This is a genomic window from Pseudooceanicola sp. LIPI14-2-Ac024 (assembly GCF_042188925.1).
Classification (GTDB): domain Bacteria; phylum Pseudomonadota; class Alphaproteobacteria; order Rhodobacterales; family Rhodobacteraceae; genus Pseudooceanicola.
This window is the reverse complement of record NZ_CP170102.1, coordinates 114808-130349: the sequence shown is the minus strand read 5'-3', so window position 1 is coordinate 130349 and position 15542 is coordinate 114808. Positions and strand designations below refer to the sequence as shown.

Genomic DNA, 15542 nt, shown 5'->3' with positions numbered 1-15542 from the left:
CGTTACCCCCGGTTACGACGCTCGTTACCTCCTAACTCACTGCTGTTATTATCGTTACCTCCGTTACCTCACAATCGCCTAACCTTATAGGGCGTATCGGGGTCATGGGTGTTTTACCAACCACCACCCATATTTCCTATATAGCTTGAATTTTGTGAGGTAACGGAGGTAACGATAATAACAAGAGGGAGTTAGAGGGTAACGTGTAGGGTAACTGGAGGTAACGCCGTACCCGAGAGACTGCCTGACGCTACACGCCCAATCGCTCAATACCTAAAGGCCACCTAATAGGTGGCCCCAGACACGAGACGCCTGAACGCCTGAACTCCCTACTTCTTCTTCATATCTTCAATCGCCTTCGCGGCCCGCCCCGCCGGACCACTCCCCGGCTGACGCACGAGCTTCTTCTGAGGTTCGCCGTCTGGCTCATCTGCAATCTGCTCTACTTGCGTGCCCACGTTCTCAACCTTGGTTCGGCATTCGCTAAGCTCAAGCTGCGGAAGTTGCGCAACATTCCCAACCCCACGCGGGTCCTTACGATACATTGCCGTCGTCTTCTTAGTGGCGGGGTGCCTCTGCTTCGTACGCTCAAATCCAAGATAGCTCATGGTTGACGTAATCAGAGACTTCTTCTGCTGGGTCAGGTTCCTGTATTCCGCTTGGCCGAACCCGAGAAGTTCCGACACGTCCATACTGCGTATCCACCCCTCTTCAAACTCATCAAGCACTTCGACCAAGACCTCGTAGTACGGTCCCCTGTCGGTGAACTCGTCGTGGACGCCCGCGAGGATATGCAATGCTTCCTTGTCCTCTTCGGCGTGGAGGAACAGGTTCTCCCCCATTCGCGAGACGGCCTCAGCGAACAATGCGTCGCGGTCTTCTACCAGCTTGTCGAGGTCCACCTTCCCCACCACGACCGGCCAGTACCTACGCGACCCCGTCGGGTCCCTAAGTATCTCAGTCTTGTTCGTGGTCCCGATGAGAACGAACTGACGTTTGACCGTTGTCACCACGGCGTCGTACGCCATACGGGCCGTATCCTCTTGCGCCGACAAGAACTTCTTTAGGTCTTCGACTTCACGCTTGCTAAGGCCGACGACCTCTTCCGCCTCCCCAATCCACATACCTTGGGACAGTTCTATCGCCTCGCGGGGCTTGATACCCAATTCGACCTTGTTCCCTGCCCACGCTTCTACCGGGTTCAGCCTTCGTACCGCTGTGCTCTTGCCGGTTCCCTGAGGGCCGTGAAGGATGAGCAATTGGTCAAACTTCGTCCCCGGGCGGAATATCCTCGTGACGGCGGCAATCAGCACCTTGGCGCCCACCGCCCGAGTATAGGCGTTATCCGCCACACCCAGAGCGTCGGTCAGCCAGGTGTCCAAGCGAGGCACGCCGTCCCACCGCAGCCCCTCAAGATACTCCCTGACGGGGTGATAGGCGTAGGCACGTCGGGCCAGCAGTCGGAGCGAATTGTAGAACTCCCCCTGACCCGGAAGGTCGCGAACGTCGTCATGCGCCTCGCTGAGCTGCCGCCAACTTTCATAGACCAACGTAAATTCGGTCTGTTCCATGACGCGCCATTCGTCCCCCTCGTTCAGTTCATAGCGACCCGTGAACTCGTTGAAGCGAAGCTTCATGCCTAGGTCATCGAGGATACGGTCAAGCGCCCCCGCGAGGCCCGGAGCGCCCCGTTTGGCCTTTGTCCGGACAAGGGCTGACGCCCTCTCCACCGAGACCTTGACCGGGTAGACAATACCGTGGTGCGCCTGACTAGCGACTACGGGGTTACGCCCGTGATGATGGAAGTAGCGAGACGTCGTGTGCTTATACTCTTCGTTCTCCATACCGTCATGCGGGTCGAAGAATTCGCCGTCATCCTTGCCTGCGTCGAATAGCTCTCCAATAGTCACGGTGGAACCGTCTGCTCGGTAGAGAATGAAGTCTTCGCCTAGGTCTTCGCCGCGAACGTGAGGTTCAAGGCCCGCCTTGTCGCATAGGGCTTCAAGGTACTCTCGCGCGCTCGAAGATAGGGAGTAGCCGTCCTTCGTGCTCGCCTTCACCTTCCAGTTCTTAGGGGGCACGGACGGTAGAGGCGGGCCGTCTTTGATGATGACGCCCGGGTCCGCTCGGGTAATGCCGTCGTTCAACGTCGGGGCGGCTTCGAAGATTACCCGTTCTGGGCTGAACACCGCCGTATCCAGCACCGTACGCAACAGCCCCTTCTTACGGTCGCCCGCTGATACCAAGAGCCAGCCATAGCCATTGGCCAACGCATTGCTCTCGATAATGTCGCGGTACCGCTCGGCCTGCCTCATGTTCTCGAGGGCGAAGTAGGTATGTAGCCCCCCGCCCCCTTCCAGCGGCGTCCCCGCCGGGGCCACCAATCCCGCGCTGCTGCTGGCGACGGTGACGTAGCCGAAGTCAGCCAGCGGCAGACCGGTGACCCGGCTCAATGCTTCCACGTACCCTAGCTCTTGCACCATTGCATGGAACGCCTCTGCTCGGGGGCGGTACTCGGGGTGAAGGGCGGCGGGTTTGAAGTCATAGTCGAGTAGGATGAACCCGCCGCCGGTAGACCAACTGAAGTTCTCCTTGATACGTGGAATGGGTGGGACCTTGAGAGCCGCTTCCATATCCGCCGACGGCTTCTGGCCAATCCGCGGAGTGGCCCATTCGGTGACCCGGCGACTATCCTTCGTGCAGATTAGAACGTGGTCGTAGTTCGTAACCCCCAACCCAAGCGCGACCCGTACTTCTCCTGTATCCCGTATCCCCTTCAAGAACTCGCCGAACTGCCTGAGGTCATCAACCGTCTCCTTCGAAGCCAATGCTCCGCTGATGACGCTGACGCCCTCCTTCTGAAGTGCCCCGTTCTTCCATGAGAATGTCTTGCCCAAGGAAGGCGCATTAGGATTGAGGTTCGTGTACAGGGTGAACGTGAACGACATCTATTTAGCCTCTTGTATTACACAGCCCGAAGGGGCTGCTTTACGGCGGAGGCGAAACGTCGTAAGGTACCTTTACCTAATCACCTTACGGGCGCTAGCCTCGCCCAACGGTTAACGTAGCCCCCAGCCTGTTCACCACTTACTGGGGGCTACATTCATGATTGGTGGGTACTTCACTACCAAGAACCATGAGTAGGGATTATAGCTTACGCCGCTACGTCTACGGCGATAGGAGTTAAGTCGTCCCGGTGTATCTTCATGTGAATTGGAGCACACGGCGAGACGCCGAGACAATCCCCCGCGTCTACTCCCGAACGCGCCTAACTACACTGATAGCCATTACCGCCGAATAAGAATTCTTCTTAGCAGGTCCCTACCCCCGACCTAGCGTAGCCCTATGGAATGCTCTTCATGTGGCGACCCGATCACCGCTAAACATACTACCGGCTTGTGTCGGAAGTGCAGCCGCGCACGGCGTCGACGCTTGAGGATCGGGAATGCCGAGGACGAGGTTCCTCTAAAGCCCGTACCACCGATGAAGCGAAAGAAGGAACCGTTACCGCCGCAACGGGAATGCCCTTCGTGTGGGGCCAAGCTGTCGCGGAGATCGACGAAGGAACTATGTTACCGGTGCGCGGACGGCGGGAATGGTCTTGGCCCGGTTCGAGAAGCGCCGGTCAAGCGCCCGCCTCGGGTGGAACTTCCTCTTGCGCCACCTAAGTCCTTCTCGCGGTGCTACGTATGTTCTGCCGGTATCGAGAAGTCCTACCCTCCGGTCTGCCCCAAGTGCACGGTGAAGAACCCAGACACCTACTGGGCGCTTGCGCTTGGTTGGACTTCGGCGGCGGTTCGCGGGAAGGCAGGAACGCGGATGAAGAGCGTGAAGACCTACGTACCTCCCCCGCCCGAAGATGAACAACGCCGCGCGTAGGAACCGCCTGTATCGGCCTACCTCCGCGCGGCGCTACCCTACCCCGGTCGCAGGTACTTAGCTCAGCAGCGCCCATAGGACCCGCTCCGCTTCCTTCATGGCGTCGAGCGGGTCCGCCATCCTGCCCGAGCAGCATTCCTGCACGGCGAACCCGTGCGTCCTAGGCTCGGCCGGAAGCTTCGCCGTATACTATCGCCGTCCACTGTCCGGACACCTCTTCTGACTTTGAGCCCGGCAGGTGCAAGCGTACAGCCTGCCGGGTCTTTTTATGGACGCTACCGGGCGTCAGGTTCTTCCTTCAGGACCAGTTCTTCCCCCAAAGCGTCAGCTAGGAGTTCATGGAGTATCCCAAGGCCGGGCAACTCCTTCACCTTCAGAGAGCTCTTGGCGAGCTCTTCAGCGAACACCTGTTCCATCCGGTCCGTTACGCGGTCCACGACATCGTAGATTTCATCTCGGGTTTGCTGTTCCAGTTCAGTCATGTCTCTCTCCTGTTGAATGTTAGTCATCGGCCTTCTCCTCGACCTTCTCGGCATACTTTATTCTCTCCAAGACGGTCTCTCTCAGCCACAGCGCGGCGAACACGCCAATGCTCTCCATAGCCTCCAGGTGACGGTGGATGTCTTGGACCGCGAACTCCATGAGTTCCATCTCTTCGTAGGTGAACGAGAGCTGGTGATTGCGTGGTTTGGTCATATCCACCCCTCCCTTGTTTTGAACTCATTTCGGACTTCGGCAGTCAGCGCCTTCATCCAGAGGAGTTCAAATATTTGACCCGCGTCGTGGAACCGGCAGAGGTCTTCGAGAACGACCAGAGCCTTGTCCAGAAGAATGACCTCATCGTCCGTCAGTCTTATCGTGTTGAGGTGGTCTACTTCGGTGACTTGGTCTTTCATCCCTTCACCTCCGTGTATGTGCCTTCGATGACGCCGGGGTCGTTGATGACCTTCGGTTCAGACCAAGACTGATTGGTTGGAATGCTGAGTTGAGTAGCGAGCCACGTGTCAACGTCATCCCGGTGATAGACCGCCGCTCGACGGTATCGCTGATACAACGGCCCTTCTCCCATCTGTGCCCACTTCTCCAAGGTACGTGGCGAGGTCTGAAGGCCGTGCTCGGTGAGGTACTTCGCGAGCTCCTTCCTGTTCATGAAGTCCGGTGGTCGTTCGTGTCTAGGTTGTGCCATTTACGCACTCCTTCCCTGTTCCCGCAGAGCTAGGTTCTGCGGGTTAGTTACTGTTCATGCTCATTGGAGCGCCCCTATGGTCGGCCAAAATTAGGCATTCGCGCAAGGGCCCAAGCAACGCAGAGTGTTGGAGTTATCCACAACCAAAACACAAGATATTGGAGTTAACGGGGGGCGTTAAGGCTATCTTGTGCTCAAACACGTGTTTGAAGTGGCGTGCGTGATTCGACGCACAGAGGGCCTTCGGCTACTCCACGACGGGGGCCGCCACAGGTGCGCCTGGGCAGCTGGAATAGGTCGCACCGGGGGCCGAACCGGCGTTTCGGCACTTCGCCGGGGGCGGGTACCCTGAACGCATGGAACTGCACCCAACAGAGACCTGTGCGGCTTGCGGAAAGCATCTCACGCGGAAGCAAGCGCACCAGACCAAACCGAAGCGGTGCCATTCGTGCCAGAAGGCGAAGCAGCTTGAAGGCCGGTTGGCCCGGGGCGCAGTGCTACCCGAGAATTGCGCCACATGCGATCGGCGGCTGGGTAAGAACGACCATCACAAGAACAGCGAGTTGTGCTGGTCCTGCCGCGACAAGTTGCGGGGGCCGAGGAAAGGAATTCGACCATTGAACACGATTGAAGAGGTTCGCGCCAAGGCGCGGGGCGTGTTCGGGGACAACCTGACAATTGTTCGGTTCGTCGCTGACGCCGGGCACCGAACAATGGTCGAAGTACAATGCGAGCAGGTTCATCGGGGAGTTCCCTGCAACCACGTATGGGTCACTCGGCTGGATAAACTGATGACCGGAAAGGGGTGCGGTGTTTGCTGGCGAGACCACCGATCTCCGTCAGCCCTCGCCAGCGCCGGACGTATCCGCGACCTTGACCAGCGGGTACGTGATGACCGCAAGGAACGGACGTTGGCCCCCTTCGCCGACAAGCGCCCTAGCGCCGGGCGGTAGCCAACGGCGAGACGGCGTACCGGCCTACCCGCGCCCCCCTGCGTCGGGTCCATCCACCGGGTCGCCACCCTACCCGCCTAGCTCTTCGAGTGCCGACCGCACGGGTCGCCTAGCGTCGAGCTGAGCCTTCCCTACCGGCCTCCCGATAAAGTCCTTTACCGCTCGATACGAGCACCCCCAAGGTTGCCCCACATGACAGGATTTTGGGGTACCTAGATATGTCCACAGTCAAGATAACCGTCCACAGTCAGGGAGTTAGGACGAACCTGATCTTAAGGAATCCTTAACCTTTCCCAATAAAGTATGATGGCATCGTTCACACCAGGCGAAAGCGCAACCCCAATGCCCGGAACAATCCTCGTGGTCGATGAGGCGGCGACCAGCAGGATCATGTTGAAGGTGAATCTCTCGCCTTCGTTCCCCCAGATCAGCCTGGCGGCCTCGGGCGCCGAGGCGCTGGACAAGGTCGTGCGCGACCGCCCCGGCCTCGTGATGGTCTCGGACAGCCTCACCGACATCGACTGTGACGATCTGTGCCGCCGCCTGCGAGAGGTGTCGCGAAACGCGCAGCTGACGATCGTGGTCATGGTGGGCGACGCCGGCCGGTCCAGGCGCGCGCAACTGCTGGCGGCGGGGGCCGACGACCTCTTTTCCCGCGCCCAGCCCGAAACGCTGTTGCTGTCGCGGCTGCGCTGCCTGATCCGCGCGCATGGCACCGAAGAAGAACTGGCGCTGCGCGAAAGCATGGGCCGCGCCTTCGGCCTGTCGGAAGCGGCCGCGCCCTTCGAACAGCCGGGCAGCGTCGCGCTGGTCACCCAGAGATCGACCACCGCGCTCGACTGGCACAGCGCCCTGTCACGGCTGTCGCGGCACGAATTCAAACCCTTCCCGATCAGCGAGGCGCTGCGCTGGTTCCAGACCGGCGGCAGCATCGACGTGCTGGTGATCGACACGACCTCGGCCGACCGCCGCGCGGTGCTGCGCCTGATCGTCGAGGTCCGGTCCCGCCCGGCCTCGCGCCATGCCGAGATCCTGCTGGTGACGCAGGACAGCGGCAACCCGATCCTGCCCGACGCGCTTGACCACGGGGCCAACGCGGTGATGGCCTTCGGCTTCGACCCGCGCGAGGCGCTGCTCAGGATCGAGGCGCTGCTGCGTCGCAAGCAGGCGTCGGACGGGATGCGCAAGCGCCTGCAGCAAGGGCTGCGGGATTCCGTCACCGACGCGCTGACCGGGCTCTACAACCGCCGCTATGCCGAACCCTACATGCTGCGCCTGGCCGAGGCCTCGGCCCAGAGCCACCAGCCCTTTGCGGTGTTGCTGGCCGACGTCGACCACTTCAAGCTGGTGAACGACACCCACGGCCATCCGGCGGGCGACGCGGCGCTGATCTTCATCGCCGACCTCCTGCGCGACAACCTGCGCGCCCGCGACCTGGTCGCGCGGTTCGGTGGCGAGGAATTCCTGATCGTGATGCCCGACACCGGCCGCAACGAGGCGCAGATCGTCGCCGACCGCCTGCGCCGCCGGCTGGCGGACGCGCCGATCCCGATCCCCGGCCGCGACGCGCGCGTCGAGGTCACGATGTCGATGGGCTGCTGCGTGGAGATCGCCGACAAGGGCCTGTCGGCTCAGGCGCTGGTCGACAGCATGATCGACCGGGCCGACCGGGCGCTCTACGCCGCGAAAGAGGCCGGGCGCAACCGCGTCGCCCTGGCCGCCGCGTCCGACACCGACTGACCTCGCCGCGCGGGGCGCCTGTTCCGGTCAGTCCTTGTCGCGCTTCGGCCCGCGGCTCAGCCCCTCTTCCAGCCGGTCGGCAAAGGCCGCGCGTTCCTCGGGCGTCATGGCGGCCAGCCGGTCCAGCAGCATCTGTTGCCCCACGGCCTGCCGTTCGACGGCGAAATCCAGCTGCTTCTGCAGGCTCGCCTCGACCGCCGAGGGGTCGTAGGGCTCGGTCCTGAGGGTGCGGATGACCTCCTGGTACTCGGCCTGCACATCGGCGCGGGACGGCCGGCCTTCGCGGTAGCTCTGCCAGATCGCCCGGCCGATCTCGCGCTTGTCGCTTTCGCTCAGCGCGCCGGTCAGTGGGCCGCCGGTGCGGTCGACGCGGGGCGGGCGATGCTTGCCGTCGGGGCCGCCGTGAAAGGCGGCAAAGCTGACCACCGTGACGATCACCAGCAGGTTCAGCGCCAGGGACGCGACCAGCAGGATCCGGACCCAGAGCCGGGTTGGCGCCGCGGCGGGCGTGGGGGTGGGAGGGGTATCGTTCATCAGGGTCTCCTAGCCTTCGGCGCCTAGGCCGTCGAAGGCCGACATCACGTCCACGAGGTAAAGGTCGTCGGCGGTGGCATTGCCGCGCAGGCTGGCGGCGGTTTCGGCCAGCACCGCGGGAGGGCTGATGCCGATCCAGACCCCGGCGACCGTGGCGGTCGCAAGGCCCGTCAGCGCCGGCCAGCCGCCGATCCCGGCCAGGAAGCGGCGCACCGGACCGGGCCGCGGCGGGGCGGCCACGGGGACCGGCGCCGCGCGCCGCGCCTGTTCCGCCAGCCCGTCCGACACCATCCGTGCGGCCAGTCCTGCGGGCAGCTCCGGCGCGTCGTCGCGCGCCATGGCAAAGAGCGCGTCCAGTTCGACGTCGCCCAGGCCTTCGGTCCGGTCAGTCTTCGACATAGCCCAACTCCTCGCGCCGCCCGGCCAGTGCCGCCGCCAGCGCCCGCTTGCCCCGGGCGGTGAGGGATTCCACCGCCTCGGTGCTGATCTCCATGACCTCGGCGATCTCGGGATTGCCAAGGCCTTCGATGTGCCGCAGCACCACCGCCTGCCGCTGCCGGTCGGGCAGCGTGTCCAGCGCCTGCTGCAGCGCGTCCATCCGCGCCTTCTGCTGCATGCGCTCGGCCGGGCCGGGCGTGTCGTCCAGCGGCTCGGCCGCCTCGTCCAGCCCGCGGTGCCCGCCCCGCGCCCGGCGCAGCCGGTCGGTGCAGAGGTTCGCCGTCACCCGGTAGAGCCAGGTACGGACCTTCGCCTCGCCCTGGCGCCAGTCCGGCGCGATCCGCCAGAGGCGCAGCATCGCCTCCTGCGCGATATCCTCGGCCTCGGCGCCGTCGCCGAGCAGCCGGAAGGCATGGCCAAAGACCTTGGGGCCCAGCCGGGCCGTCAGAAGGCGCGCGGCCGAGGGGTCGCCGTTGGCATAAAGCACCAGCAGCGCGTCATCTTCCAGCTCGCTCAGGGCGTCGAAGGCCATATCGGTCATGATCCGGCGGACGTATCCTTTTCCATGGCGCCGGGCAATCCACCCGGCGCCATGCCATCACTTGCGGGGTCCGGTCCTCAGGGGATGTCGGACCGGACCCCGACGGCCCGTCAGTCGTGCCCGGGGGCACGCCGTTCGGGCGCGTTCTGCTTGAACACCTTGCCGTCGCGGTGCTCGAACCCGAAGGGGCGCTCCATCCGGCCTTCGCGCGGGCCGTGGTGACGGTCGCCGTGGCCCCGCTCACCGCGGTCGCCACCGCCGCGCGGGCCGCGCATCTCGGCCATCTTGGCGAACTCTTCTTCCGAGATCACGCCGTCGCCGTCGGCATCCAGGCGCTTGAACATCCGGTCCTGCGTGCGCTCGGGCGGCAGAAGCTCGTCGATGCTCAGCGCACCATCGCCGTCGTCGTCGGCGCGTTCCAGCATCCGCTCGACCATGCGCTGGCGGCGTTCTGCCTTGCGCTGCTCTTCGCGGGCTTCCATGTGGGCGATCATCTCGTCTGCGGTGATCACGCCGTCGTTGTCGGCATCCGCCCCGGCAAAGCGTGCGGCCGCATGGGCGCGCATCTCTTCCGGGCTGACCTGGCCGTCGCCATCGGTGTCGATGGTGGCAAAGTCGGGCCGCGGGCCACGGTTCTCCTGCTGCTCCTGCGCCGAAACGGCACCGGCTGCGACGGCGAGGATCATTGCCCCGGACATCAGCATCTTGCGGTTCATCACGTTCTCCTTGACGTTCTGTCTCAGTCTCGAAACCGGCCTCAACATCCGCTTTCGAACCATCATACGGGCCGGATCGGCGGTTCCGTCGCGGGGCGGCAAAGTTTTTTGCCTGACCGAAGGGGAAGCGGCGCGGCGCCTGCGACCAAAGCGCCTCTACCCATCCGGCCCGGGACACCCTACCTTCCCCGCGTCAGACGACGAGGCCCGAGATGACCGACACCCCCCTGCCCGCGGACGCCGCGGAAGAACGCGACACCAAGCGCGCCCTCTGGAACGGGTTGCGCTGCCGCTGCCCCAACTGCGGCTCGGGCCCGATGCTCAAGGGCTTTCTCACGGTGCGCGACCATTGCCCGGTCTGCCGCGAGGATTTCTATCATCACCGCGCCGACGACGGCCCGGCCTACCTGACGATCCTGATCGTCGGCCACCTGATGGCGCCGCTCCTGCTGGTGGTCTTCACCACGTGGGAACCGGAACCGCTGGTGCTCTTCACCATCTTCCTGATCGCCACGGTCGGCCTGTCGCTGTTCCTGCTGCCCCGGATGAAGGGGGCGCTGGTCGCGTTCCAGTGGGCGCGGCACATGCACGGGTTCGGCAAGCCGTCCGAGGCCTGATCCGGCCACATCCGTGCCGATGCGCGCGGGGCCGCTTGGCACCGCCCCGGCGCACCGATAGGCTCTTCCGGCGGCACTCCGCCGCGCAAGATCAGCGACACGAGCAGCCATGACAGACAAGACCGCCATCCGGAACGCCGCCACGATCATCGTCCTGCGCGACCGCGCGACGGACCCCAAGGTCCTGATGGGCCAGCGCGGCGCCAAGGCGGTCTTCATGCCCTCGATGTTCGTGTTCCCGGGCGGCGCGGTCGATCCCGACGATGCCGGTGTGCCGCTGGCGGGCGCCCTGCCCGACCTCTGTGCCGACCGCATCCGCGAAAACTGCGATGCCGACCTGACCCATGCGCTGGCCGCCGCCGCGATCCGCGAACTGTGGGAGGAAACCGGCCAGATCCTCGGCACGCCCGGCGACTGGCCCGGCACCCCGCACGCGGACTGGGCGGATTTTGCCGCCACCGGGCACCGCCCCGATCCGAGCTCCCTCCAGTTCGTGTTCCGCGCGATCACCCCACCGGGCCGCCCGCGCCGGTTCGACGCGCGTTTCTTCCTGACCGACACCGACGCGCTGCAGAGCGATCCCGACGATTTCTCCCGCGCGTCGGACGAGCTGTCGCTGCTGCAGTGGATCCCGCTGGAAAAAGCGCGCGAATTCGACCTGCCGTTCATCACCGAGGTGGTGCTGGCCGAGGTCGCGCAGCGCGCCGCCGATCCGACCCCGCCCGAGTCGGTGCCGTTCTTCTCGAACGAGGACGAGAACCGCGCCTTCCAGCGCCTGAAGGGTCAGATCAACCGCGGCGCCCGGGCGGACTGAGGCGCCGGCGGCGCCCGGCCCGCGGCGTCCTACACCAGCAGGATCAGCGACAGCACCGAGACGGTGACCAACGCGATTCCCACACCCTCCTTCCACGATAGCCGTTCGCGGAAGATGACGTAGGAGGCGAGCAGGCTGAGGATCACCTCGCTCTGCCCGACGGCATAGACATAGGTCGCGTTCTGCAGCGTGAAGGCGGTGAACCAGCAGAGCGATCCGCCGAGCGAGGCAAGCCCCACCAGCCCCGCCGTCCGCCACGCCGCCATGACCTTGCCGACCTGCCCCGGCTCGCGCAGCGCCATCCAGGCCCCCATGCCGATCAGCTGGGACGTGCCGACCGCCGCCAGCGTGACCATCGCCCGCAGGAAGGCATCGTCGCTGGCGATCTGCAGGGTCGCGCCACGGTAGCAGACGCCCGAGACGGCAAAGAACACGCCCGACCCGATCCCCAGCACCGCCGCCCGACTGTCGAGGCGTTTCCACCACGCGCCTTTGCCCTCGGGCAGGTTGGACAGCACCAGCACGCCGGTCATCCCGACCACGATCGCGATCAGCGCCGGGATCGACACCCCCTCGCCCAGCACGATGAGCGAGACGAGCGCGGTCAGCAGCACCTCGGTCTTCTTCAGCGTGACGCCGACGGCAAAGTTTCGGCTGCGAAAGATCAACAGGACGAAGACGGTGGCGAGGATCTGGGTCGCCCCGCCGATCCAGGCGTAGATCCAGAAGAGCCAGGGCATCGGCGGCAGCGCCGCGCCCTTCACCGACAGCACCAGCGGCAGCGCGGCCAGCACCAGCGGCGCGGAATAGAGGAACCGCGCAAAGGTCGCCCCGCTGGCCGACAGGGCGACGGTCGACAGCTGCTTCTGCAGCATGAAGCGGAGGGTCTGGAAGGTGACCGCGCCGAAGGTGAGAAGGACCCAAGTTTCCATGACTTGGGCCTATGCCCTGTTATTCGGGGGAGCGCCAGAGCGGGTGCGGCACCGGGTCCTTGGCCTTGAAGAGGTAGCGGCGGAAGATCTCTCCGTAGGTGGCATACCGGTAGCCGTCGTTGCGACCGAGGTAGCGTTCCTTGTTGGCGCGGTAGAGCTCGGGCAGCCGGTACCACGGCGTGCGCGGATGCATGTGATGGACCACGTGCAGGTTGTTGTTGAGGAAGAGGAAGGCCAGGAGCCCGCGGTCCTCGATGATCACCGTCCGCCCCCGCGCCCGTTCATGCGCCTGGTGTTCCAGGAAGGTGCGGATCTTGAGGATCGACAGCCCGGCATAGGCCGCCAGCAGGTAGGCCCAGACCGGCATGTCGGCGACCTGCGCCAGCCACAGCACCACCGGCAGCAGCGCCGGGATATGCCAGAGATAGGCGTTCAGCACGCCCGGCGTGCCTTCGCGGATCGCGCGCATGTCCGACAGGGTGAAGGCGAAGGTCCCGACCGCCGGACCGATCAGCAGCCGGCCGGCGAGCGTGTTGTTGAAGCGCAGGATGCCCTGCTGCCAGGGCTTGAGCGTCTGCCAGACCGCCGGGTCCCAGTAGTTGCTTTCGGGATCGTCGTAGGGATCGGTCAGGATCGAATCCTGGTGATGCGCCAGGTGCGTGTCGCGGAAGCGGCGGTAGGGGATCACCAGGGTCAGCGCCGGGAACACCAGTGCCTCGTTCACGCGTCGGTCGCGGAAGGGGTGGCCGTGGATCATCTCGTGGCTGAGCGAGGAATGCAGCGCGATGGCGAGCGCGGTGAGGATCATGCCGGCCGGCAGCCAGAGCGCGGCGAGCCAGGTCGTGCCGACGGCCCATCCGATGTAGCAGGCGGCCAGCAGGCCCAGCGTCGGCCATTCGGTCGCGGTCGATGTGGCGGGGCGGCGCGGCTCAGACATGGCGGCCCCAGGCGATGTTGGCCCAGACCCGCTCGTAGATCGCGTAGCTGATGAAGCCGAGAGCCGCGTTGACCAGCGCCATGCCGCCGCCGACCGCCACTGACCCGGTGAAGGCAAAGCCGACCAGCCCCATGACGAGAAGCCCGAGAAGCGTCCACAGGATTGATTTCACGAAAGTTCGTGCGCGCGTTTCCATGCCGAGATGTCCCTTGGTCTGCGCCGGTGACACCCCGGCGTCTTGTCATGCCAGTGTCACATGCGGCACTGCGGCGAGACATCCGGGATGTGATTAACAAACGCCCCGTTTGGTGATAATTATCACGGCATGAGTGAAACAATCGACAAACGCGCCCGCGCCTCGGCCTTCCGCGCCCGGCTGGGCCACGCGATGCAGACGGCCGGGATGAGCCAGAGCGCGCTGGCGCGGCAGATCGGGGTCGACCGGTCGACCGTGTCGCAGCTGCTGAACGGCGATGGCGCGCGGCTGCCGAACGCGCAGGTGATCGGGGAATGCGCGGCGGCGCTTGGCGTGTCGGCGGACTGGCTGCTGTCGCTGTCGAATCGGCCCGAGACGGCGACCGACCTGCTGGCCACCTCCCTGACCCTGACCGCCGCTCCGCGGGCGCTGGTCGACGAACAGATCTTTGCCTGGCACCAGGAGGCGGCGGGCTACAAGATCCGGCATGTCCCGGCCGCCCTGCCCGACATGCTCAAGCTGCGCGAGGTGCTGGAGTGGGAATATTCCCCGCACCTCGGCAGGACAACGCAGCAGGCCATCGGCGCGTCCGAGGATCGGCTCAGCTGGATGCGCGAGGCGCGGTCCGACTACGAGATCGCCCTGCCCCTGCACGAGATGGTCAGTTTCGCCCATGGCGAAGGCTATTACCGCGGCCTGCCCCGCGACCTTCGCCGCCGGCAGATCCAGTGGTTCATAGAGGTCAACGACACGCTCTATCCCCGCCTGCGCCTCTACCTCTTCGACGCGCGGCGCATCTTCTCCTCTCCGGTCACAGTCTTCGGCCCGCTGCTGGCGGTGATGTACGCCGGGCGCCACTACCTCGCCTTCCGCGATTCCGTCCGGGTGCAGGCGTTCACCGAACACTTCGACAACCTCGTGCGCGAGGCCTCCGTCCCGGACCGGGAGATCAAGCCCTACCTCGCCCGCCTCGCCCGCGACCTCTGAGGCTCAGAACGGCATCGGGTGGGCGCGGCGCACTGCCTCGATGTCCTTGAGAACCTCGGCCGACAGTTCGAGCTCGGTCTGCGACAGGATGCGCTGCAGCTGGTCCTCGGTCGTGGCGCCGAAGACGACCGAGGCGGTGAACGGACGCGAGGCGGCAAAGGCCAGCGCCATGCCGACCACGTCGAGGTCATGCTTGAGCGCCACGTCGAGGTAATCGTCCACGGCGGCAAAGACCTGGTCCGTCCGCCGCCCGCCGAGGTCGGGCATCAGGGTCATCCGGCTGTCGGGCGGCTTGGCCCGGCCCTGGTACTTGCCCGTCAGAAGGCCAAGCGCCAGCGGTGCATAGGCTATCAGGCCGACATCCTCGTTCAGGCAGAGCTCCGCCAGGTCGGTGTCGTGGTGGCGGCAGAGCAGCGAGTATTCGTTCTGCACCGCCACGGGCCGCAGCCCCGTCCCCGCGCCCGCCAGCCGCAGCCATTGCGCCATCCCCCAGGCAGTTTCGTTCGACAGGCCGAAATGCCGGATGGTGCCGCGCTTGCGCTCGGCCTCCAGCGCGCCGAGGCAGTCGGCCATGTTCTGCAGCACCGATTTCACCTTGGGGCGGTGTTCGCCCTCCTCGAACCGGCGGTCACGGTAGGTCGGGCGGTTCGGCCAGTGGAACTGGTAGAGGTCGATGTATTCGGTCTTGAGCCGCCGCAGCGAGCCCTCGACCGCGGTCTGGATCGTGCCCGGCGTGATCGCTGCCCCGTGGCGCACCGCGCGCTGCCCGCCGCCGGTGTGCTGGGTCGCGATCACCACGTCGCCGCGATGGCCGGTCTTGTCGAACCACAGCCCGATGATCCGTTCGGTCCGGCCGACGGTTTCGGCGCGCACCGGGGTGATGGGATAGATCTCGGCCGTGTCGATGAAGCTGATCCCGTGGTCCACCGCCATGTCGATCTGCCGGTGCGCCGCGTCCATCGACGTCGGCCCGCCCCAGGTCATCGAGCCCAGGCAGTAGCGGCTGACCATCAGGTCCGACCGGCCGAGTTTGACTTTCTGCATGACCGCCTCGCTGCCCCGGTGCCCTTGC

General features: G+C 64.9%; 17 protein-coding genes. 4 read left to right on the top strand and 13 right to left on the bottom strand.

Annotated features, from left to right (window positions below; translation table 11 throughout):
- Positions 1-329: 329 nt before the first annotated feature.
- From ACE2AC_RS00590 to ACE2AC_RS00570, 5 genes are all read right to left on the bottom strand, one after another.
- Positions 330-2948, bottom strand: a complete 2619-nt coding sequence (locus tag ACE2AC_RS00590; RefSeq protein ID WP_375690199.1) for a VapE domain-containing protein — start codon at positions 2946-2948, stop codon at positions 330-332.
- Positions 2949-4154: 1206 nt separating this feature from the next.
- Positions 4155-4361 (bottom strand): hypothetical protein, encoded by a 207-nt coding sequence (locus ACE2AC_RS00585; RefSeq protein ID WP_375690198.1) that lies wholly within the window; start codon positions 4359-4361, stop codon positions 4155-4157.
- 19 nt (positions 4362-4380) lie between these two features.
- A complete protein-coding gene (locus tag ACE2AC_RS00580; RefSeq protein WP_375690197.1) occupies positions 4381-4575 on the bottom strand; it encodes a hypothetical protein in 195 nt (64 codons plus the stop codon).
- Positions 4572-4775, bottom strand: a complete 204-nt coding sequence (locus ACE2AC_RS00575) for a hypothetical protein (protein WP_375690196.1) — start codon at positions 4773-4775, stop codon at positions 4572-4574. The genes ACE2AC_RS00580 and ACE2AC_RS00575 overlap by 4 nt, the downstream gene beginning before the upstream one ends.
- Positions 4772-5029, bottom strand: coding sequence for a helix-turn-helix transcriptional regulator (locus ACE2AC_RS00570; protein WP_375690195.1), 258 nt, complete (start codon positions 5027-5029; stop codon positions 4772-4774). Before ACE2AC_RS00570 ends, ACE2AC_RS00575 begins: the two co-directional genes overlap by 4 nt.
- A gap of 1331 nt (positions 5030-6360) precedes the next feature.
- Here ACE2AC_RS00570 and ACE2AC_RS00565 point away from each other — a divergent pair.
- Entirely contained in the window at positions 6361-7758 is a 1398-nt protein-coding gene (locus tag ACE2AC_RS00565; protein WP_375690194.1) for a diguanylate cyclase, read from the top strand.
- A 27-nt stretch (positions 7759-7785) separates the two neighbouring features.
- Here ACE2AC_RS00565 and ACE2AC_RS00560 read toward each other — a convergent pair whose 3' ends face one another.
- The 4 genes from ACE2AC_RS00560 to ACE2AC_RS00545 all read right to left on the bottom strand — a co-directional run bounded on the left by ACE2AC_RS00560 (position 7786) and on the right by ACE2AC_RS00545 (position 9987).
- Positions 7786-8292 carry a periplasmic heavy metal sensor gene (locus ACE2AC_RS00560; protein WP_375690193.1) on the bottom strand — a complete coding sequence of 169 codons (507 nt, stop codon included), beginning with the start codon at positions 8290-8292 and terminating at the stop codon, positions 7786-7788.
- Positions 8293-8301: 9 nt separating this feature from the next.
- Positions 8302-8691 carry a hypothetical protein gene (locus tag ACE2AC_RS00555; protein ID WP_375690192.1) on the bottom strand — a complete coding sequence of 130 codons (390 nt, stop codon included), beginning with the start codon at positions 8689-8691 and terminating at the stop codon, positions 8302-8304.
- Positions 8678-9271: an RNA polymerase sigma factor gene (locus tag ACE2AC_RS00550; protein WP_375690191.1), complete on the bottom strand. Its 594-nt coding sequence runs from the start codon at positions 9269-9271 to the stop codon at positions 8678-8680. Before ACE2AC_RS00550 ends, ACE2AC_RS00555 begins: the two co-directional genes overlap by 14 nt.
- A gap of 110 nt (positions 9272-9381) precedes the next feature.
- Complete coding sequence (locus ACE2AC_RS00545; protein WP_375690190.1) at positions 9382-9987, bottom strand: EF-hand domain-containing protein; 606 nt, start codon at positions 9985-9987, stop codon at positions 9382-9384.
- A gap of 212 nt (positions 9988-10199) precedes the next feature.
- Between ACE2AC_RS00545 and ACE2AC_RS00540 the strand changes: the two genes are divergently transcribed.
- Both ACE2AC_RS00540 and ACE2AC_RS00535 read left to right on the top strand, forming a co-directional pair.
- A complete protein-coding gene (locus tag ACE2AC_RS00540; protein ID WP_375690188.1) occupies positions 10200-10604 on the top strand; it encodes a DUF983 domain-containing protein in 405 nt (134 codons plus the stop codon).
- Positions 10605-10713: 109 nt separating this feature from the next.
- Positions 10714-11418, top strand: a complete 705-nt coding sequence (locus tag ACE2AC_RS00535) for an NUDIX domain-containing protein (protein WP_375690187.1) — start codon at positions 10714-10716, stop codon at positions 11416-11418.
- A gap of 29 nt (positions 11419-11447) precedes the next feature.
- Here the strand turns inward: ACE2AC_RS00535 and ACE2AC_RS00530 are convergent, their stop codons facing one another.
- From ACE2AC_RS00530 to ACE2AC_RS00520, 3 genes are read right to left on the bottom strand one after another with little or no spacing between them, the layout of a single operon-like run.
- Positions 11448-12350, bottom strand: coding sequence for an EamA family transporter (locus ACE2AC_RS00530; RefSeq protein WP_375690186.1), 903 nt, complete (start codon positions 12348-12350; stop codon positions 11448-11450).
- A gap of 19 nt (positions 12351-12369) precedes the next feature.
- On the bottom strand, positions 12370-13287 hold the full coding sequence (locus ACE2AC_RS00525) for a fatty acid desaturase (protein WP_375690185.1): 918 nt from the start codon (positions 13285-13287) through the stop codon (positions 12370-12372).
- Complete coding sequence (locus ACE2AC_RS00520; RefSeq protein WP_375690184.1) at positions 13280-13459, bottom strand: DUF2061 domain-containing protein; 180 nt, start codon at positions 13457-13459, stop codon at positions 13280-13282. The genes ACE2AC_RS00525 and ACE2AC_RS00520 overlap by 8 nt, the downstream gene beginning before the upstream one ends.
- A gap of 153 nt (positions 13460-13612) precedes the next feature.
- On the opposite strand from ACE2AC_RS00520, the gene ACE2AC_RS00515 reads away from it, so the two are divergent.
- The gene (locus ACE2AC_RS00515) at positions 13613-14470 is read left to right on the top strand and encodes a helix-turn-helix domain-containing protein (RefSeq protein ID WP_375690183.1); all 858 of its coding nucleotides are present in this window, start codon (positions 13613-13615) and stop codon (positions 14468-14470) included.
- 3 nt (positions 14471-14473) lie between these two features.
- On the opposite strand, the gene ACE2AC_RS00510 is transcribed toward ACE2AC_RS00515, so the two are convergent.
- On the bottom strand, positions 14474-15514 hold the full coding sequence (locus tag ACE2AC_RS00510) for an aldo/keto reductase (protein WP_375690182.1): 1041 nt from the start codon (positions 15512-15514) through the stop codon (positions 14474-14476).
- Positions 15515-15542: the final 28 nt, after the last annotated feature.